This is a genomic window from Streptomyces sp., assembly GCF_035644915.1.
Lineage (GTDB): Bacteria > Actinomycetota > Actinomycetes > Streptomycetales > Streptomycetaceae > Streptomyces.
Map to the genome: position 1 here is coordinate 1 of NZ_DASQNP010000260.1, position 20,035 is coordinate 20,035.

The following is a 20,035-nucleotide window of genomic DNA, read 5'->3' on the forward strand; positions in this document are numbered from 1 at the left end:
CACGATGGTGGACCAGCTCTCGTCGTTCGCCGAGCAGGTCACCCGGGTGGCGCGGGAGGTGGGTACCGAGGGCATCCTCGGCGGCCAGGCCCACGTGCCGGGGGTCACCGGCATCTGGAAGGACCTCAGCGAGAACGTCAACCTGCTGGCGAACAATCTGACCTCGCAGGTGCGCAACATCGCCGAGGTCACCACCGCCGTCGCGCGCGGGGAGATCCTGGAGCTGAAGAACACCCTCAACACGATGGTGGACCAGCTCTCGTCGTTCGCCGAGCAGGTCACCCGGGTGGCGCGGGAGGTCGGCACCGAGGGCATCCTCGGCGGCCAGGCCGAGGTGGAGGGCGTCTCCGGAACCTGGAAGGACCTCACCCAGTCCGTCAACGGCATGGCGAACAACCTGACCTCCCAGGTCCGCAACATCGCCGAGGTGACCACCGCGGTCGCCCGGGGCGACCTCTCCAAGAAGATCACCGTCGACGCCAAGGGGGAGATCCTCGCCCTGGTGACGACCGTCAACACGATGGTGGACCAGCTCTCGTCGTTCGCCGAGCAGGTCACCCGGGTGGCCCGCGAGGTGGGTACCGAGGGCATCCTCGGCGGTCAGGCCCATGTGCCGGGGGTCACCGGCATCTGGAAGGACCTCAGCGAGAACGTCAACCTGATGGCGTCCAACCTGACGGGCCAGGTCCGCAACATCTCCCAGGTGGCGACGGCCGTCGCCAACGGCGACCTGACCAAGAAGGTCACCGTCGAGGCCCGCGGCGAGGTGGCCCAGCTCGCCGACGCCGTCAACACCATGGTGACGACGCTGTCGTCGTTCGCCGACGAGGTGACGCGGGTGGCGCGCGAGGTGGGTACCGAGGGCATCCTCGGCGGCCAGGCCCACGTGCCGGGGGTGTCGGGGACCTGGAAGGACCTGACGGAGTCCGTGAACTCGATGGCCTCCAACCTCACCGGCCAGGTCCGCAACATCGCGATGGTCACCACCGCGATCGCCAAGGGCGATCTCACCAAGAAGATCGACATCGACGCCCGGGGCGAGATCCTGGAGCTGAAGACCACCATCAACACGATGGTCGACCAGCTCTCGTCGTTCGCCGAGCAGGTCACCCGGGTGGCTCGCGAGGTGGGCACCGAGGGACGCCTGGGCGGTCAGGCCCGGGTGGACGGCGTCTCGGGCACCTGGAAGGACCTCACCGAGTCGGTGAACGAGATGGCGGGCAACCTGACCCGCCAGGTGCGCGCCATCGCCGCGGTCGCCGCCGCGGTGACCCGCGGCGACCACAACGTGAAGATCGACGTGGACGCGGCGGGCGAGATCCTGGCCCTCCAGGACAACATCAACACCATGATCGCCACCCTGCGCGAGACCACGCTCGCCAACCAGGAGCAGGACTGGCTCAAGGGCAACCTCGCCCGCATCTCCGGTCTGATGCAGGGACGCCGCGACCTGGAGGACGTGGCGCGGCTGATCATGAGCGAGCTGACCCCGGTGGTCTCCGCCCAGCACGGCGCCTTCTTCGTGGCCGCGCCCACCGGCGGCGGCCCGGAGATCGGGGTGGGCGCGGGCGAGGACGGCTCGTACGAGCTGCGGATGATCGGCGGCTACGGCTACTCCCCGGGCACCATGCCCACCACCTTCCGTCCGGGTGAGTCCCTGGTCGGCACCGCGGCGGAGGAGAAGCGCACGATCCTGGTCGAGCAGGCTCCGCCCGGCTACCTGAAGATCTCCTCCGGGCTCGGCGAGGCGCCGCCGGCCAATGTGATCGTGCTGCCGCTGCTGTTCGAGGGCAGCGTGCTCGGCGTCATCGAACTGGCCTCCTTCCAGCCCTTCACCCAGATCCAGAAGGACTTCCTGAGCCAGATCGCCGAGATGATCGCCACGAGCGTCAACACCATCAGCGTCAACACCAAGACCGAGCTGCTGCTCAAGCAGTCGCAGGAGCTGGCCGAGCAGCTCCAGGAGCGCTCCATCGAGCTGGAGAGCCGCCAGCGGGCCCTCCAGGCGTCGAACGAGGCGCTGGAGGAGAAGGCGGAGCTGCTCGCCAAGACCAACCGCGACATCGAGATCAAGAACTCCGAGATCGAGGACGCCCGGCAGGTCCTGGAGGAGCGCGCCGAGCAGCTCGCCGTCTCGATGCGCTACAAGTCCGAGTTCCTGGCGAACATGTCGCACGAGCTGCGCACCCCGCTCAACTCGCTGCTCATCCTCGCCAAACTGCTGGCCGACAACGCCGAGGGGAACCTCACCCCCAAGCAGGTGGAGTTCGCCGAGACGATCCACGGCGCGGGCTCCGACCTGCTCCAGCTGATCAACGACATCCTCGACCTGTCGAAGGTCGAGGCGGGCAAGATGGACGTCAGCCCGACCCGTATCGCACTGGTGCAGCTCGTGGACTACGTGGAGGCGACCTTCCGGCCGCTCACCGCGGAGAAGGGACTCGACTTCTCGGTGCGGGTCTCGCCGGAGCTGCCCCCGACGCTCCACACCGACGAGCAGCGGCTGCTCCAGGTGCTGCGCAACCTGCTGTCGAACGCGGTGAAGTTCACCGACAGCGGCGCCGTGGAGCTGGTGATCCGCTCGGCCAAGTCGGACGTCCCGGAGCCGATCCGCGAGCAGATGCTGGAGCACGGCTCGCTGCGCGACCCCGACTCCGACCTGATCGCGTTCTCGGTGACCGACACCGGGATCGGGATCGCGCAGAGCAAGATGCGCGTGATCTTCGAGGCCTTCAAGCAGGCGGACGGCACGACCAGCCGCAAGTACGGCGGCACGGGGCTGGGGCTGTCCATCAGCCGGGAGATCGCGCGGCTGCTCGGCGGCGAGATCCACGCGGTCAGCGAACCGGGCCGGGGCTCGACCTTCACCCTCTACCTGCCCCTGACCCCGGCCGAGTCGTCCCAGGGCCACGCGCAGTCCGGCGCCCAGGGCGGCGCGCGGACGGCCGAGGGGGAGGCCGCCGCCGAGGAGGAGACGGACCGGGAGACGGCCGGCACGCTGGACGTGCCCGCCGCGGAGCGCGCCGCGGCGGCGCTCGCCTCCCGCCGCCGCACGGTCCCCCTGCCGGAGAAGCAGCCGCGGCGGGACGCGGGCCGCACGGGGGAGGCCTGGCCGGACAGCGGCCGGGACACGGCGGACGGACGTTCGAAGGGCGTCTTCAACGGTGAGAAGGTGCTCATCGTCGACGACGACATCCGCAACGTCTTCGCGCTCACCAGCGTGCTGGAGCAGAACGGACTGCAGGTGCTCTACGCCGAGAACGGGCGCGAGGGCATCGAGGTGCTGGAGCAGCACGACGACGTGGCACTGGTCCTGATGGACATCATGATGCCGGAGATGGACGGGTACTCCACGACCGCGGCGATCCGGCGGATGCCGCAGTTCGCCGGGCTGCCGATCATCGCGCTGACGGCGAAGGCCATGAAGGGCGACCGGGAGAAGAGCATCGAGTCCGGGGCGTCCGACTACGTCACCAAGCCGGTGGACACCGATCACCTGCTGTCCGTCATGGCGCAGTGGATGCGGGCGGAGTGATGTGCGATGGTTCCGGGGCGGTGACGTGCCGACGGCATGTGGCGCATTACGTGTGAAGTGCTGCAATCGGGGAACCTTCGGGTCCTCGACTGCGTTTCACCTACGTGCACAGTGACATCTCGGTGACAGGGTGTGGTGGGCCGCGAGGTGGGGCTACCATGACCGGCACAAGGACGGGCGGCGCAAAGGAGTCGTTGCCAGTGGCGGCGTCCAGGACGCTGCCGGGGCGAGGAGGACGGGCCATGGTGCAGAAGGCCAAGATCCTCCTGGTCGATGACCGGCCGGAGAATCTGCTGGCGCTGGAGGCCATCCTCTCCGCGCTGGACCAGACGCTGGTGCGGGCATCGTCAGGGGAGGAGGCGCTGAAAGCGCTGCTCACGGACGACTTCGCGGTCATCCTGCTGGACGTGCAGATGCCGGGCATGGACGGTTTCGAGACCGCCGCCCACATCAAGCGGCGCGAGCGCACCCGGGACATCCCGATCATCTTCCTCACCGCGATCAACCACGGTCCGCACCACACCTTCCGCGGCTACGCGGCCGGGGCGGTCGACTACATCTCCAAGCCGTTCGACCCGTGGGTGCTGCGGGCGAAGGTGTCGGTGTTCGTCGATCTGTACATGAAGAACGTCCAGCTACGCGAGCAGGCGGCCCTGCTCCGGCTCCAACTGGAGGGCCGGCACTCGGGCGGGGACGGCGCCAAGGGGCCCTCGGGCCTGCTGGCCGAGCTCTCCGCGCGGCTGGCGGCGGTCGAGGAGCAGGCCGAGGCGCTCTCCAAGCACCTGGACGAGTCCGCGGACGCCGCGGCGATCGCCACGGCCGCCCACCTGGAGCGCAAACTCACCGGCCTGCGCCGGGCGCTCGACGCCCTGGAGCCGGGCAGCGGCGACCGGACGAGCTCGCTCCCGTCGCAGAACTGACGGCCGGTCCGTAACCCGCCGTCACCTGGCGGGGTGTCACCCCACCGCACACGAGCACCGCAACCGCCCACCGGTCCCGCGGGTGGCCGTGTCCGGCCGGGCCGTCGCGGGTAATCTCGGCACCATGGCCTCACGTACGCCCGGCAAGGCCGCCAGGAAAGCGCCCGCGAAGAAGGCTCCGGCCAGGAAGCCCCCGGCATCGAGGTCCGCCGCGCCCAGGAAGCCCCCGGCGAAGCGGGCGGCGGCGAAGAAGACGGCGCCCAAGGCGCCCCCGAGACCCGCGCCGTCGCCCACCAACGGCGTCTACCGCCTGGTCCGCGCCCTCTGGCTCGGTCTCGCCCACACCGTCGGCGCGCTGTTCCGCGGCATAGGCCGCGGCGCCAAGGGGCTGGACCCCGCGCACCGCAAGGACGGGATCGCCCTGCTGCTGCTCGGCATCGCCCTGGTGGTCGCGGCCGGCACCTGGTCCAATCTGCGCGGCCCGGTCGGCGACCTGGTCCAGATGCTGGTGACCGGCGCCTTCGGCCGTCTGGACCTGGTGGTGCCGGTGCTGCTGGGCACCGTCGCCGTGCGGTTGATGCGCCATCCGGAGAAGCCGGAGGCCAACGGACGGATCGTCATCGGGCTCTCCGCGCTGGTCATCGGCGTGCTGGGGCTGGTGCACATCGCCTGCGGCGCCCCGGGGCGCGGCGAGGGCCACGAGGCGGTGCGGGACGCGGGCGGCATGATCGGCTGGGCGGCGTCCAAGCCGCTGATCTTCACCGTCAGCGAGGCACTGGCCGTACCGCTGCTGCTGTTGCTGACCGTCTTCGGACTGCTCGTCGTCACCGCCACGCCGGTCAACGCCATCCCGCAGCGGCTGCGGCAGTTGGGCGTACGGCTCGGCGTGGTGGCGGAGGGCGACGGGTACGGGTACGACGCGTACGACGAGCCCGAGGAGGAACCCCGGCGGCCGCGGCGGGCGAACCTCCGCAAGGACGGCGACGACGCCTTCCGGGCCGAGAAGGAGGCGCTGGACGGCCGTCGCCGTTCCCGCCGCCCCGCACCCGCCTCCGACGGCCTCCCGGACGCGGTGGACGTCGCCGCCGCGGCGGCCGCCCAGCTGGAGGGGGCCGTCCTGCACGGTGTGCAGCCCTCGCCGCTGGTCGCCGACCTCAGCAGCGGGGTCAGGACCGACCGGGACGAGCACGAGCGGACCGGGCCGCGGGCGGCCGGCGCTCCGGCGGCTCCGGCCGTCCCGCCGGCCCCGGCCGCCGGCGGTCGGGCGCGTCAGGCCGCACAGACCTCCGTACCGGACCTGACCAAGGCCCCCGCGGAGCCCGCCGGCTCCCTGCCGCCGCGCGCCGAGCAGCTCCAGCTCTCGGGCGACGTCACCTACGCGCTGCCGCCGCTGGACCTGCTGCGGCGCGGGGGGCCGGGCCGTACCCGCAGCGCCGCCAACGACGCGGTCGTCGCGGCGCTGACCAACGTCTTCTCCGAGTTCAAGGTGGACGCCGCCGTCACCGGCTTCACCCGCGGTCCGACGGTCACGCGCTACGAGGTCGAGCTGGGCCCGGCGGTCAAGGTCGAGCGGATCACCGCGCTGACCAAGAACATCGCCTACGCCGTCGCCAGCCCGGACGTGCGGATCATCAGCCCGATCCCGGGCAAGTCGGCGGTCGGCATCGAGATCCCCAACACCGACCGCGAGATGGTCAACCTCGGCGACGTGCTCCGGCTGGCGGAGGCGGCCGGCGACGACCACCCGCTGCTGGTCGGACTCGGCAAGGACGTCGAAGGCGGCTACGTCACGGCCAACCTGGCGACGATGCCGCACATCCTGGTCGCGGGCGCGACCGGGTCCGGCAAGTCCTCCTGCATCAACTGCCTGATCACCTCGGTGATGATCCGCGCCACCCCCGAGGAGGTCCGGATGGTGCTGGTGGACCCCAAGCGGGTCGAGCTGACAGCGTACGAGGGCATCCCGCACCTGATCACCCCGATCATCACCAACCCGAAGAAGGCCGCCGAGGCCCTGCAGTGGGTCGTGCGCGAGATGGACCTGCGCTACGACGACCTGGCCGCCTACGGCTTCCGGCACATCGACGACTTCAACGCGGCGGTGCGCGCCGGCAAGGTGAAGGCGCCCGAGGGCAGCGAGCGGGAGCCGGCCCCGTACCCGTACCTGCTGGTCATCGTGGACGAGCTGGCCGACCTGATGATGGTCGCGCCGCGCGACGTGGAGGACGCGATCGTGCGGATCACGCAGCTCGCGCGGGCCGCGGGGATCCACCTGGTGCTGGCCACACAGCGGCCCTCCGTCGACGTCGTCACTGGCCTGATCAAGGCGAACGTGCCCTCCCGGCTGGCCTTCGCCACCTCCTCCCTCGCCGACAGCCGCGTCATCCTCGACCAGGCGGGCGCCGAGAAGCTGATCGGCAAGGGCGACGGCCTCTTCCTGCCGATGGGAGCCGGGAAGCCCACCCGCATGCAGGGCGCCTATGTGACGGAGGAGGAGGTCGCGGCCGTCGTGGCGCACTGCAAGCAGCAGATGGCCCCGGTCTTCCGCGACGACGTCCTGGTCGGACAGACCAAGAAGAAGGAGATCGACGAGGAGATCGGCGACGACCTCGACCTGCTGTGCCAGGCGGCCGAGCTGGTGGTCAACACGCAGTTCGGCTCCACCTCGATGCTCCAGCGGAAGCTGCGGGTGGGGTTCGCCAAGGCGGGCCGGCTGATGGACCTGCTGGAGTCGCGCGGGGTGGTCGGACCGAGCGAGGGGTCGAAGGCCAGGGACGTACTGGTCAAGCCGGACGAACTGGATGGAGTGCTTGCGATGATCCGGGGGGAAACTCACTCGTAGGAGTGAGCAGGGCAACCGTTTTCCCTGGCAAAACGTCAATTTGAAGAAACGTGCGGGCATGCGTCCGTCATGGGGCGGCAAGGCCATCCCTATGGCGGACAGAGTCCTTCCGTCCGCTTGCCCGACCCTTCCGCACCCCCTCTAGACTGAACATCCAGCAGGTGGCTACACGCTCGAAAGGCGCCCCCGTGTCCATCGGCAACTCCCCCTCAGCAGACCGGCCTTCCGTCGGTCAAGCCATCCAGCAGGCCCGTATCGACGCGCGACTGACGGTGGACGAGGTCAGTGCGACCACCCGCATCCGCGTCCCGATCGTGCACGCCATCGAACAGGACGACTTCTCCCGGTGCGGGGGCGACGTCTACGCCCGCGGCCACGTCCGCACGCTCGCCAAGGCCGTCGGCCTCGACCCGGACGAGCTGGTGGCGCAGTACGACGCCGAGCACGGCGGGCGCCCGGCGCCGACCCCGGCGGCCGCCCTCTTCGAGGCCGAGCGCATCCGCCCCGAGCCGAGCCGCCCCAACTGGACCGCGGCCATGATCGCCGCGATCGTGGCGGTGGTGGGCTTCGTGGGCTTCACCCTCTTCAACGACGGGGACGAGTCGGCGCGCACGCCGGTCGCCCAGGAGGACCCCTCCCCGGAGCCCACCGACGAGGCGGATCCGGCCAAGCCCGCCGACCCCAAGCCCGAGCCGGAGCCGTCCGAGTCCGACAGCGCCATCGCCGCGGCCCCGGCCGACAAGGTCACGGTCAAACTGGTCGCCGAGGGCGGCAACAGCTGGATCTCGGCCGAGGACCACAACGGGCGACTGCTCCACGAGGGCGTGCTCAAGGACGGCGACTCCAAGACCTTCACCGACGACAAGCGGATCGACCTGGTGCTCGGCAACGCCGGGGCGGTCACCCTCTTCGTCAACGGCAAGGAGGTCGACAAGGTCGGCGAGTCCGGCCAGGTGCAGCGCGTCAGCTACACCCGGGGCGATCCCGAGCAGGGCTGAGGAAACCCTGGCGGCGGGCGGGGTGGCCGGAACGAAGTAGGCTGAGTCCATGCCCGAACGCCGTACCGTCGCTCTCGTCACCCTTGGCTGTGCCCGTAACGAGGTGGACTCGGAGGAGCTCGCCGGCCGTCTGGCGGCGGACGGCTGGGAACTCGTCGAGGACGCCGCCGACGCGGACGTGGCCGTCGTCAACACCTGCGGCTTCGTCGAGGCCGCGAAGAAGGACTCCGTCGACGCCCTGCTGGAGGCGAACGACCTCAAGGACCACGGCCGGACCAAGGCCGTGGTCGCCGTCGGCTGCATGGCCGAGCGCTACGGCAAGGAGCTGGCCGAGGCGCTGCCCGAGGCCGACGGTGTCCTCGGCTTCGACGACTACGCCGACATCTCCGAGCGGCTGCGGACCATCCTCGCCGGGGGCGCGCACGTCCCGCACGCTCCGCGCGACCGGCGCAAGCTCCTGCCGATCAGCCCGGTCGAGCGGCAGGGCGCCGCCGTCGCGCTGCCCGGCCACGGGGAAGCGCCGGCCGACCTGCCCGAGGGAGTGGCACCGGCCTCCGGGCCGCGGGCCCCGCTGCGGCGCAGACTGGGCAGCAGCCCGGTCGCCTCGGTGAAGCTGGCCTCCGGCTGCGACCGGCGGTGCTCGTTCTGCGCCATCCCCTCCTTCCGCGGGGCCTTCGTCTCGCGCCGTCCCTCGGACGTGCTGGCCGAGACGCGGTGGCTGGCCGAGCAGGGGGTGAAGGAGATCATGCTGGTCTCCGAGAACAACACCTCCTACGGCAAGGACCTCGGCGACATCCGGCTGCTGGAGGCGCTGCTGCCCGAGCTGGCCGCCGTGGACGGCATCGAGCGGATCCGGGTGAGCTACTTGCAGCCCGCCGAGATGCGGCCGGGCCTGATCGACGTCCTGACCGGGACCGAGAAGGTCGCCCCCTACTTCGACCTCTCCTTCCAGCACTCGGCCCCGGGCGTGCTGCGCGCCATGCGGCGCTTCGGCGACACCGACCGCTTCCTGGAACTGCTGGAGACCATCCGCGGCAAGGCGCCGCAGGCGGGCGTCCGGTCGAACTTCATCGTGGGCTTCCCCGGCGAGAGCGAGGCCGATCTCGCCGAGCTGGAGCGCTTCCTGACCGAGGCGAGACTGGATGCCATCGGAGTCTTCGGGTACTCGGACGAGGAAGGTACCGAAGCGGCGACCTACGAGAACAAGATCGACCCGGAGGTGGTGGCCGAACGGCTGGCCCACATCTCACGGCTCGCCGAGGAGCTGACCGCGCAGCGCGCGGAGGAGCGCATCGGGGAGACCGTACGGGTGCTGATCGAGTCGGTGGACGAGGAGGACGGCCCGGTCGGGCGCGGGGCGCACCAGGCGCCCGAGACCGACGGACAGGTCTTCCTCACCGACCCCACCGGTTCCTCGGAGTTCTCCGTGGGGCAGATGGTCGAGGCGAAGGTGGTGGCGACCGAGGGTGTGGATCTCATTGCCGAGCCGCCCCCGGACGTCGTCTGGGGGTGCCCCGAGAGTAAGGAGGCGGGAACATGACGGAGATCCCCGCCTCCGCGGCGAGCGGTGGGTCCGTGGCGAAACCGACGAAACCGAAGAGCACCGCCGTCCGCACGGTGGGCCTGTGGAACATCGCCAACATCCTCACCATGGTGAGGCTGCTGCTGGTGCCGGGCTTCGTCTTCCTGATGCTCGCCGACGACGGGCACGACCCGGCCTGGCGCTCCCTCGCCTGGGCGGCCTTCTCCATCGCCATGATCACCGATCTCTTCGACGGCGAGCTGGCGCGGCGGTACAACCTGGTCACGGACTTCGGCAAGATCGCCGACCCGATCGCGGACAAGGCGATCATGGGCGCGGCGCTGATCTGCCTCTCGGCGCTCTCCGACCTGCCCTGGTGGGTGACGGGAGTGATCCTCTTCCGGGAGATCGGCATCACCGCGATGCGCTTCTGGGTCATCCGGCACGGCGTCATCCCGGCCAGCCGCGGCGGGAAGCTGAAGACCCTCACCCAGGGGGTCGCCGTGGGGATGTACATCCTGGCGCTGACCGGACCGCTCGCCACGCTGCGCTGGTGGGTGATGGCCGCGGCCGTGGCGTTGACGGTCGGCACCGGGCTGGACTACGTACGGCAGGCGGTGGCCCTGCGGAGGGCCGGACTGGCGGCGGAGCGCGCCCATGAGCGGTGAGACCGCCACCGCACGGGCACTGGAACTGCTGGCGGACCGCGGCCAGACCGTCGCCGCCGCCGAGTCGCTGACCGGAGGGCTGGTCGCCGCCGAACTGACCGAGGCCCCCGGGGCCTCGGCGACCGTACGCGGTTCGGTGACCGCCTACGCCACCGCCGTCAAACACGAGGTGCTCGGTGTGGACGGGGCCCTGCTGGAGGAACGGGGCGCCGTCGACGCCGAGGTGGCCCGGCAGATGGCGGCGGGCGTCCGGCGGGTGCTGGGCGCGGACTGGGGCGTGGCGACGACCGGGGTCGCGGGCCCCGAACCGCAGGACGGACAGCCGGTCGGCACGGTCTACGTGGCGGTCGCGGGGCCGGGAGATCCCGCCACGGGCCGGGACGCCCACGCCGTGGCGCTGCGGCTGGACCTGGACGGCGGCCGGAAGGAGATCCGCGACGAGAGCGTCCGGGCGGCCATCAGGCTGCTGTTGAGCGAACTCATGCAAAATGCGCCGACAAAGGATACGGAACACAGTGGGGGGAATGGATGTTTGCAGCCCTGAGTGAACACAGCATCGCTCCCCGCACGGCCGCGGCTGTAGGCGGTACGGTGGGGCATGAAGGATCCGGGTCAGCGGTCCTAGGAGGGAGCCACCGATGATTCTGCTCCGTCGCCTGCTGGGTGACGTGCTGCGTCGGCAGCGCCAGCGCCAGGGCCGTACCCTGCGCGAAGTCTCCTCGTCCGCCCGGGTGTCACTCGGCTACCTCTCCGAGGTCGAGCGGGGGCAGAAGGAGGCTTCCTCCGAACTGCTTGCATCGATCTGCGAAGCCTTGGACGTGCGGATGTCCGAGCTGATGCGGGAGGTCAGTGACGAGCTGGCACTCGCGGAGCTGGCGCAGTCCGCGGCAAGCGACACGGTACCCGCGCCAATGCGTCGCCCCGTCCTCAACCCGGTGTCCGTGACGTCCGTCACGGGACGCCCGGAGGAACGGGTGACGATCAAGGCGCCCACGGAAGCCGTCGACGTCGTCGCCGCCTGACCGGCACAGCCGGGGCACAGGTCGGCACGGGCCCGGTCCGGTCGCGCACCACGCGCACCGGGCCGGGCCCGAGACGGCACGGCGCCCGTCCGTCTCCGCACGGACGCGCCGGTGGGGAGCACGGGCCCGCCGGCCGGCCGTGAGGAACGCGGGCACGCGGGTATCGGTTCGGCAGGGTACGGATGATGTGCCGTGCTGCCCGCCGTGAGGCGTACCGCCCCGTGGCGGGCGGTCGTGTGCTGCCCGGCCGCCCCCGCAGCGGACGGGGCCGGGGAACCGGACCCGCCGCCGGTCACGGAGGTGACGGGGCGGGGCCCCGCTGACAGCCGGGGCACCAGTACGCCACGCGCTGCTGCCCGCCGGACGGGTCCGGCGCCGCCCTGCGCACGGGGGTGCCGCAGCGCAGGCACGGCCTGCCCGCCCGGCCGTACACCCACAGGCTCCGGTCGCCGCGGAGTTCGCCGGTGGTGATGCGCCGGGCCCGGTCCTTGTTGGCCTCCAGCAGCTTCTTGGCCAGCGCCGGCAGGCGCTCCGGGGCGCGGACCTCCCCCGCCGGCAGCCAGGGCGTGACCCGGGCCAGGAAGCACAGTTCCGCCATGAAGACGTTGCCGATCCCGGCGAGGTTGCGCTGGTCGAGCAGGGCCTCGCCGATCGGGCGGGCCGGATCGGCGAGCAGGCGGCGCAGGGCCTCGGCCGGATCCCAGTCGGGACCGAGGAGGTCCGGACCGAGGTGGCCGACGGCCTGCTCCTCGTCCTCGGTGCGCAGCAGTTCGAGGACGGGGAGGCGATAGCCCACGGCGGAGCGCGCCGCGGTGGCGATGACCGCGCGGATCTGGTGGCCGGGGCCGCCGCTCCACCGCTCGCCGGGGGCGTAGGTGCGCCAGGCGCCGTCCATCCGCAGGTGGGAGTGGAGTGTCAGGCCGCCTTCGAAGCGGGTGAGGAGGTGCTTGCCGCGCGCGGCGGTCTCCAGCACCTCGCGGCCGGTGAGATCCACGGTGGCGAGTTCGGGCACGCGCAGGTCGCAGCGGACGACGGGCGCTCCCGACAGCGCCCGGTGCAACTGCCGGGCGGTGCGCCAGACCGTGTCTCCCTCGGGCACCGGAACCGGCCTCCCCTCGTCCCGCCCGGTCCGCCCCGGGCGCTCACCCGCCGCCTCTGCCGCTTCCCCGCTTCCCCCGCGGCGACGCCGTCATGCGCGCAGCCGCAGCCCGCGCGGGGTGGCGTGGAAGCCGGCGGCCTCCAGCGCGCGGCCGAGCGGGGAGGTCAGCACGGAGGAGCCGTTGGCGCGCTCCACCGTGAGGGTGCCCAGCATCCCCTGGCGGGCGGCGTGGGCCAGCGCTTCCACCGCGGCGTCCAGCACGGGCCCCTCGGTGCGCCAGGCCAGCAGCGTCCTGCCGCCGCGCTCGAGGTAGAGGACCAGCTCGCCGTCCACGAGGACCACCAGCGAGCCCGCCTTCCGGCCCGGTTTGTGGGCGGCGGCCCGGCTCCCGTCCGAGCCGTCGGAGGCGGGCGGCTCGGGCCAGGGCAGGGCGGCTCCGTAGGCGTTGGCGGGATCGGCGGCGGCGAGCACGGCCGTACGCGGACGGGAGCCCTCCGGCTTCTCGCGGGCCGTACTGATCGCGCGCAGCCGGTCCACCGCGCCGTCCACGGCGAACTGCGCGGCGCCCAGGCCCTCCACCACGTAACCCCGCCGGGCCTGGCCGCTCTCCTCGAAGGCCGACAGCACCCGGTACGCGGCCGAGAAACCGCCCTCCACCCCCTCGGCGGCGACCGCCCCCCGGGTGACCACGCCGTGCCGGTCGAGGAGGGTGCGGGCCAGGGCGTGGGCGCGGTGGGTGGGATCGCTCTCCCGCTCGGGCAGCAGCGACCAGCGGCCCGCCACGGTCGGGGGGCCGTTCCGGGAGCCGGAACGGACGGAAGCGGAACGGACAGGAAGGGAGGGCGCCGCCAGGGAGCCGTACCGGCCCCGCGGGGTGGCCCGCCGGGCACGGTGCGCGGTGGCCCCCGCCGTACGGCCGGAGCCGAGCAGGGCGCGCAGCGGGGCGAGGGTGTCGTTGGTGAGCCGCCCGGACCAGGCCAGCTCCCAGACGGCCTCGGCCAGCCGGGCGTCGGACTCCTCGTGCCCGGCGGCGCGCACCCGCTCGGCGATCTGCCGGAAGAACAGCCCGTACCCGCCCGAGAGGGCGTCCAGGACCGCGCGGTGGAGCGGGGTGAGCTCCAGCGGGTGCGCCTCGGGCAGCAGCAGGGGCGCGGTGTCGGCGAGCAGGAGGCGGACCCAGCCGTCCTTGCCGGGCAGCGCGCCCGCGCCCGCCCAGAGCACCTCCCCGGTGGTGGTCAGCTCGTCCAGCATCGCCGGGTGGTAGTCGGCGACCCGGGACGGCAGGACCAGCTTCTCCAGCGCGGAGGCGGGAACGGGAACGCCCTGGAGCTGCTCGACGGTGCGCAGCAGCCCGTCGACGCCCCGCAGGCCGCCGGCGCCCAGGTGCTGCCACTGGGGGAGGAAGGCGGCGAGCGCGGCGGGCGGCACCGGCTCCAGTTCCTGGCGCAGGGCGGCCAGGGACCGGCGGCGCAGCCGCCGCAGCACGCCCGCGTCGCACCACTCCTGCTCCACCCCCGAGGGGTGGAACTCGCCCTGGACCAGGCGGCCGGCGGCCGCCAGCCGGTGCAGCGCGCCGTCGGCGACCGCCGTGCCCAGGCCGAAGCGCTCGGCGGCCCGGAGCGTGGTGAACGGGCCGTGGGTGCGGGCGTACCGGGCCAGCAGGTCGCCCAGCGGGTCGGGCACGGGCTCGGTGAACGCCTCGGGCACGCCGACGGGCAGCGCCGCGCCCAGGGCGTCGCGCAGCCGTCCGGCGTCCTCGATCGCCGCCCAGTGCTCCCGGCCGGCGATGCGGACCCGGATGGCGCGGCGGGCGTGCTCCAGCTCCCGGGCCCACTGCGGCTCGGCGCCCCGCTCGGCCAGCTCGGCGTCGGTGAGCGGGCCCACCACGCGCAGCAGGTCGGCGACGCCCTCGGCGTCCTTGACCCGGCGGACCCCGTCCTCGCCGGGGAGCCACTGCAGTTCGCGCTCCAGCTCGGCCAGCACCCCGGGGTCGAGCAGCTCGCGCAGCTCGCTCCGGCCCAGCAGCTCGGCCAGCAGCCGGGAGTCCAGCGACAGCGCGGCGGCCCGGCGCTCGGCGAGCGGCGAGTCGCCCTCGTACAGGTACTGCGCGACGTAGCCGAAGAGCAGGGAGCGGGCGAACGGGGACGGCTCGGGGGTGGTGACCTCCACCAGGCGCACCCGGCGCGCCTCGACGTCGCCCATCAGCTCGGCCAGCCCGGGCACGTCGAAGACGTCCTGGAGGCACTCGCGCACGGCCTCCAGGACGATGGGGAAGGACCCGAACTCGCTCGCCACCTGCAGGAGCTGGGAGGCCCGCTGGCGCTGCTGCCACAGGGGGGTGCGCCTGCCGGGGTCGCGGCGGGGGAGCAGCAGGGCGCGGGCGGCGCACTCGCGGAACCGCGAGGCGAACAGGGCCGAGCCGCCGACCTGGTCGGTGACGACCCGCTCCACCTCGTCCCGGTCGAACAGGACGTCGGCGGCGCCGAGCGGGGGCTCCTCCGGTTCGTGGCCGGTGGTGCCCGGAGCCGTGCCGGGCCCCGCACCGAAGTCCGCGCCGAAGTCCGCGTCGGGATCGAAGCCCAGCAGGTCGGCGTCGGGCAGGCGCAGCACGATGCCGTCGTCGGCGTGCATCACCTGGGCGTCCATGCCGAACCGCTCGGTCAGCCGGGCGCCCAGCGCCAGCGCCCAGGGCGCGTGCACCTGGGCACCGAAGGGGGAGTGGACGACGATCCGCCAGTCGCCCAGCTCGTCGCGGAAGCGCTCCACGACGATCGTGCGGTCGTCGGGGACGTGGCCGCAGGCACGGCGCTGCTCGTCGAGGTAGGCCAGCACGTTGTCGACGGCCCAGTCGTCCAGGCCGGCCGCGGCCAGCCGCTTCCGGGCGGCCTCGGCGGGCAGGCCGCCGACCTCGCGCAGGAACGCGCCCAGCGCGCGGCCCAGTTCCAGCGGACGCCCGAGCTGGTCGCCCTTCCAGAACGGCAGCCGCCCCGGCACCCCCGGCGCGGGGGAGACCAGCACCCGGTCGCGGGTGATGTCCTCGATCCGCCAACTGGTCGTGCCCAGGGTGAACACGTCGCCCACCCGTGACTCGTAGACCATCTCCTCGTCCAGCTCCCCGACCCGGCCGCCGCCCTTCTTCGGGTCGGCGCCGGCGAGGAAGACGCCGAACAGCCCGCGGTCGGGGATCGTCCCGCCCGAGGTGACCGCCAGCCGCTGGGCCCCGGGACGTCCGCTGACGGTGTGGGCGACGCGGTCCCACACCAGGCGCGGGCGCAACTCGGCGAAGGCGTCGGAGGGATAGCGTCCGGCGAGCATGTCCAGCACGGCGGTGTACGCCGACTCCGGCAGCGAGGCGAAGGGCGCGGCGCGGCGGACGACCGCCAGCAGCTCGTCGACGTCCCAGGTGTCCATGGCGGCCATGGCGACGAGCTGCTGGGCCAGGACGTCCAGGGGGTTGGAAGGCACCCGCAGGGCCTCGATGGCGCCCTCGCGCATCCGCTCGGTGACCACCGCGGCCTGGACCAGGTCGCCGCGGTACTTGGGGAAGACCACTCCGACCGAGACCGCACCCACCTGGTGGCCCGCGCGGCCCACCCGCTGCAGCCCGGAGGCGACCGAGGGAGGGGACTCGACCTGGACCACCAGGTCCACCGAGCCCATGTCGATGCCCAGCTCCAGGCTGGAGGTGGCCACCACGGCCGGCAGGCGCCCGGCCTTGAGGTCCTCCTCCACCTGGGCCCGCTGCTCCTTGGAGACCGAGCCGTGGTGGGCGCGGGCCAGCACCGGCGGCGCCCCGCCGGCCGCGCCGGAGCCGCCCATCAGCTCGGCGGGGGAGTGGTGCTCGGGCGCCGGTTCGCCGGTGGCCCGCTCGTAGGCGATCTCGTTCAGCCTGTTGCACAGCCGCTCGGCCAAGCGCCGGGAGTTGACGAAGACGATCGTGGAGCGGTGGGCCTGGACGAGATCGGCGATCCGCTCCTCGACGGACGGCCAGATCGACGGCCGGTCACCGCCGTCGCCGTTCGCGTCCTGCACGGGCGAACCGCCCAGCTCGCCCATGTCCGGCACGGGCACCACGACCGACAGGTCGAACTCCTTGCCCGAGGGCGGCTGCACCACCCGCGCGCCGCGCCGGGGCGAGAGGAAGCGCGCCACCTCGTCCACCGGCCGGACCGTCGCCGACAGTCCGATCCGCCGGGCCGGGCGGTCCAGCAGCTCGTCCAGCCGCTCCAGGGAGAGCGCCAGGTGGGCGCCGCGCTTGGTGCCGGCCACCGCGTGCACCTCGTCCAGGATCACCGTCTCGATCCCGCGCAGGGCTTCGCGGGCGGCGGAGGTGAGCATCAGGAAGAGCGACTCGGGCGTGGTGATCAGGATGTCCGGGGGACGCCGGACCAGCGCGCGGCGCTCGGCGGCCGGGGTGTCGCCGGAGCGGACGCCGACCCGGATGTCGGGCTCGGGCAGGCCCAGCCGCACCGACTCCTGCCGGATGCCGGTCAGCGGACTGCGCAGGTTGCGCTCCACGTCCACCGCCAGCGCCTTCAGCGGCGAGACGTACAGCACCCGGCAGCGGCGGGACGGATCCGCGGGCGGGGGCGTGGCGGCCAGCCGGTCCAGGGAGGCGAGGAAGGCGGCCAGCGTCTTGCCGGAGCCGGTCGGCGCGACGACCAGCACGTCGCTGTCCTCCGCGAGCGCCTGCCAGGCGCCCTCCTGCGCCGCGGTGGGCGCCTGGAAGGCCCCCGCGAACCACGCGCGGGTCGCGGGGGAGAACACGTCGAGAGCCGGTGCCCGGTCCATGGCTCCATCGTGCACCCCGGCACTGACATCGCGGCCGGGCCGCCGGCGGGACCGCGCACCGCGGGATCCCGCGGGCGCGGACGAGCGGGCGCGGCACCGGCGGTACGACCAGTCGCCGGACACGGACCCGCCGCGCGCCCGGTACGTCCGGCACACCTCCCCGGCACGCCCACGACGGGTACGTGTCGGCCGCCGTCACCAGCGGTGCGGGGGAGGCCCGACCGCCCGGGGCGTCCCGCGGGCCGGTCCGGGGACGGTGGTCGTGATCAGTCCGGAGGTGCCGCACACCGCGCGCCGGGACGCCCGGGGGCCGGGCCTGCGCCACGCCGTACCCGGCGGTCCGCACGGTCGCCGCCATCGCGGCCGGGACCACCGCCGTCCGGGGCCGCGGGGTTCGCCGGGCCGTGGTGCACGACCCGTACACCGCGCGTCCGATCACCGAGGCGCACCGGGCCGCCGGCGTCCTGCCGCGGGTCACCGCCGCCCGGCTGCCGCCCCCGCGCGGCGGCCCGCTCCCCGCGCGCACGGTCCGTACGGCGGGCGCGGGCGAGGCGGCGCGCCCGCGAGATCCTCCGGGAACGGATGACGGCCCCGCCCACCCCGGAGCACCTCGCCGCGGAGCTGGACGACCGGTCCGTTCGCGCTGCTGCGCCCCTTCCGCGAGCGGTACGGCGCGCCGCCGTACGCCTGACCCGCCGACGCCCGGTCCGCCGGGCCTGCCGGCTGCTGGAGGAGGGGACGCCGCCGGCCGGGACGGCCGTGGCCGTCGGCGTCACCGACCGGTCGCACCCGGTACGGGACTTCGGCCGGATCGCCGGCGCGCCGTCGGCGCCTGCCGCCGCGAACGTGCAAGAACGCACAAGACCGGTCGGAAGGTCTGCGCCTAACATCGCACTCGTGTCAGAACGGAGCCAAACCACTCGGAACGCCCGGGCCGTGGCGAGCGGACCGGCGCCCACCACGACGGACACCGCCGACGGCCCGGACGGCGACACGGACGGCAGCACGCCCGACCGTGCCGTCGTCCGGGACGCGCTGGGGGTCGGCGTCGCCGTCGGCCTCTCCGGCTTCGCCTTCGGGGTGACCTCCGCCGGGGCCGGGCTCAGCCTCGCGCAGACCTGCGCGCTGAGCCTGCTGGTGTTCACCGGGGCCTCGCAGTTCGCGCTCGTCAGCGCGCTCGCCGCGGGCGGCGGCCCGTTCACCGCCGCGGCCGGGGCCCTCTTCCTCGGCGTCCGCAACGCCTTCTACGGGCTGCGGCTGTCCACGCTGCTGCGACTGCCGCGGGCGGTGCGGCCGCTGGCCGCCCAGTGGGTCATCGACGAGACCTCCGTCGTCGCCCTCGCCCAGCACGACAGGCGCGCGGCCCGGATCGGCTTCGCCGTCACCGGTGTCTCCCTCTACCTGCTGTGGAACCTCACCACGCTGCTCGGCGCGCTGGGCGCCGCCGCGCTCGGCGACACCGACGCCTGGGGACTGGACGCGGCCGGCCCGGCCGTCTTCCTGGCGCTGCTCGCCCCCATGCTGCGGACGACGGCGGAGCGCGCCACGGCCGGGCTCGCGGTGCTGCTGGGGCTGGGGCTCCTGCCGGTGCTCCCGGCCGGGGTCCCGGTGCTGGTGGCGGCGCTCGCCGCCCCCGTGGTGCTGCTGGTGCGCGGGCGGCGCCGGAAAGGGGAGGCACGGAAGGAGGGGACAGGGTGAACCCGGTGGACGTGTGGATCGCCGTCGGGGTGACGGCCGCCGGCTGCTACCTCGCCAAGCTGCTGGGGCTGTCGGTGCCGACCGGGGTGCTGGAGCGGCCGCTGGTGCGGCGGCTGGCGGCCCTGCTGCCCGTCGCGCTGCTGGCCGCCCTCACCGCCCAGCAGACCTTCGGCGGCGACGGCGGCGCGCTGGTGGTCGACGCCCGCGCGGCGGGCGTCGCCGCGGCGGCGGTCGCCCTGCTGCTGCGCGCGCCCTTCCTGGTGGTGGTGGCCGCCGCCGTCCTGGTCACCGCGGGGGTACGGGCCCTGGGGTAGGCGCGTCGCCGCCGCGCCGGGCGGTCGGCCGATACTGGGGGCATGCGGCTGACGGTCTTCTGGGAGCGGATGGCGGCCCACTTCGGTGAGGCGTACGCCGACTCCTTCGCGCGTGATCATGTGATGTCCGAACTCGGCGGGCGGACGGTGTACGAGGCCCTGGAAGCGGGGTGGAACGCGAAGGACGTCTGGCGTGCGGTCTGCTCCGCCGTGGACGTCCCCGCCGACCTGAGGTGATCCCGGGCGGCGGGGGACCGGCCGTCCGTGCCGTGCCCACATCCGTACTGACCTGCGGTTTTGTGGTTTTCCACAGGAAACCGGGGCGACTTGACACAGAAATCGAACAGCCATTCTCATAGAGGCCTCACAGAGGAGCCGGGCGGTCCGGGAACGGCGTCCGGGCCGATTGTCAGTGGCAGGCGCTAGCGTCTCTTGACGTGAAGCGATCGACTCAAGCAAATCGGGTGGCACCCATGGCAGGAACCGACCGCGAGAAGGCGCTGGACGCCGCGCTCGCACAGATTGAACGGCAGTTCGGCAAGGGCGCCGTGATGCGGCTGGGCGAGCGGCCGACGGAGCCCGTGGAGGTCATCCCCACCGGGTCGACCGCTCTGGACGTCGCCCTG

The 20,035-nt window shown here is 73.3% G+C and carries 13 protein-coding genes and 1 pseudogene; 12 read left to right on the plus strand and 2 right to left on the minus strand.

What is annotated here, in order from left to right:
• The 8 genes from VE546_RS27075 to VE546_RS27110 form a co-directional block, all read left to right on the plus strand.
• Window positions 1–3,535: HAMP domain-containing protein (locus VE546_RS27075; protein ID WP_324926888.1), on the plus strand; the 3,535-nt coding region annotated here is incomplete at its 5' end.
• A 242-nt stretch (window positions 3,536–3,777) separates the two neighbouring features.
• On the plus strand, window positions 3,778–4,455 hold the full coding sequence (locus VE546_RS27080) for a response regulator (protein ID WP_324926890.1): 678 nt from the start codon (window positions 3,778–3,780) through the stop codon (window positions 4,453–4,455).
• A 124-nt stretch (window positions 4,456–4,579) separates the two neighbouring features.
• Complete coding sequence (locus VE546_RS27085) at window positions 4,580–7,297, plus strand: DNA translocase FtsK (protein ID WP_324926892.1); 2,718 nt, start codon at window positions 4,580–4,582, stop codon at window positions 7,295–7,297.
• A gap of 188 nt (window positions 7,298–7,485) precedes the next feature.
• Window positions 7,486–8,295, plus strand: coding sequence for a RodZ domain-containing protein (locus VE546_RS27090; RefSeq protein ID WP_324926894.1), 810 nt, complete (start codon window positions 7,486–7,488; stop codon window positions 8,293–8,295).
• Between the two features lie 49 nt (window positions 8,296–8,344).
• Window positions 8,345–9,835, plus strand: a complete 1,491-nt coding sequence (rimO, locus tag VE546_RS27095; RefSeq protein ID WP_324926897.1) for a 30S ribosomal protein S12 methylthiotransferase RimO — start codon at window positions 8,345–8,347, stop codon at window positions 9,833–9,835.
• Complete coding sequence (pgsA, locus tag VE546_RS27100) at window positions 9,832–10,485, plus strand: CDP-diacylglycerol--glycerol-3-phosphate 3-phosphatidyltransferase (RefSeq protein ID WP_324926900.1); 654 nt, start codon at window positions 9,832–9,834, stop codon at window positions 10,483–10,485. The genes rimO and pgsA overlap by 4 nt, the downstream gene beginning before the upstream one ends.
• On the plus strand, window positions 10,475–11,029 hold the full coding sequence (locus VE546_RS27105) for a CinA family protein (RefSeq protein WP_324926903.1): 555 nt from the start codon (window positions 10,475–10,477) through the stop codon (window positions 11,027–11,029). Before pgsA ends, VE546_RS27105 begins: the two co-directional genes overlap by 11 nt.
• Before the next feature lie 94 nt (window positions 11,030–11,123).
• Window positions 11,124–11,507, plus strand: a complete 384-nt coding sequence (locus VE546_RS27110) for a helix-turn-helix domain-containing protein (protein ID WP_100200078.1) — start codon at window positions 11,124–11,126, stop codon at window positions 11,505–11,507.
• Between the two features lie 292 nt (window positions 11,508–11,799).
• On the opposite strand, the gene VE546_RS27115 is transcribed toward VE546_RS27110, so the two are convergent.
• Together VE546_RS27115 and VE546_RS27120 are read right to left on the minus strand one after the other, a co-directional pair.
• Entirely contained in the window at window positions 11,800–12,606 is an 807-nt protein-coding gene (locus tag VE546_RS27115; protein WP_324926910.1) for a DNA-formamidopyrimidine glycosylase family protein, read from the minus strand.
• A gap of 90 nt (window positions 12,607–12,696) precedes the next feature.
• Window positions 12,697–17,397 (minus strand): Lhr family ATP-dependent helicase, encoded by a 4,701-nt coding sequence (locus VE546_RS27120; protein WP_324926913.1) that lies wholly within the window; start codon window positions 17,395–17,397, stop codon window positions 12,697–12,699.
• A gap of 936 nt (window positions 17,398–18,333) precedes the next feature.
• On the opposite strand from VE546_RS27120, the gene VE546_RS27130 reads away from it, so the two are divergent.
• From VE546_RS27130 to VE546_RS27145, 4 genes and pseudogenes are all read left to right on the plus strand, one after another.
• Window positions 18,334–19,095, plus strand: coding sequence for an AzlC family ABC transporter permease (locus VE546_RS27130; protein ID WP_414719570.1), 762 nt, complete (start codon window positions 18,334–18,336; stop codon window positions 19,093–19,095).
• A 5-nt stretch (window positions 19,096–19,100) separates the two neighbouring features.
• Window positions 19,101–19,409 carry an AzlD domain-containing protein gene (locus VE546_RS27135; RefSeq protein WP_324926922.1) on the plus strand — a complete coding sequence of 103 codons (309 nt, stop codon included), beginning with the start codon at window positions 19,101–19,103 and terminating at the stop codon, window positions 19,407–19,409.
• A gap of 42 nt (window positions 19,410–19,451) precedes the next feature.
• Window positions 19,452–19,646 carry a DUF3046 domain-containing protein gene (locus VE546_RS27140; RefSeq protein ID WP_324926916.1) on the plus strand — a complete coding sequence of 65 codons (195 nt, stop codon included), beginning with the start codon at window positions 19,452–19,454 and terminating at the stop codon, window positions 19,644–19,646.
• Between the two features lie 236 nt (window positions 19,647–19,882).
• A pseudogene (locus VE546_RS27145) lies at window positions 19,883–20,035 on the plus strand (DNA recombination/repair protein RecA); the annotation flags it as partial.